This is a genomic window from Sphingomonas sp. CCH9-F2 (assembly GCF_001556735.1).
In the GTDB taxonomy this organism is placed as follows: domain Bacteria; phylum Pseudomonadota; class Alphaproteobacteria; order Sphingomonadales; family Sphingomonadaceae; genus Sphingomonas; species Sphingomonas ginsenosidimutans.
Genome location: NZ_LSJO01000385.1, coordinates 1 through 285, shown reverse-complemented (window position 1 = coordinate 285; position 285 = coordinate 1). Strand labels below are relative to the sequence as shown.

Annotated in this window: 1 pseudogene; it reads left to right on the top strand. The window is 73.0% G+C overall.

Annotated features, from left to right (window positions below):
• Positions 1-47 precede the first annotated feature (47 nt).
• Positions 48-285: pseudogene (locus AX685_RS11160) on the top strand (aminomethyl-transferring glycine dehydrogenase subunit GcvPB); the annotation flags it as partial.

Below are 285 nucleotides of genomic sequence, written 5' to 3'. Positions count from 1 at the left end.
CCGCCGCGCCGGCCCCGCCGCCGCGACGTCGAAAGGTCTGTGATCCGATGACACTGAACCAGAGCGGCTGGCGCCCGAGCACCCCGCAGCAGGGCGATGGCGCCCCCGCGACCTTCACCGGCAACCGCGCGCTGATGCTGGAAGAGCCGCTGATCTTCGAGATCGGCTCGACCGAGACGACCGGCGTCGACTTCGCCGCTGTGGAGGGCGGCGCCGGCACCCGCCTCGGCAACCTCACCCGCACCGCGCCGATCGGGCTGGCGGGGCTGTCCGAACAGGAAACGG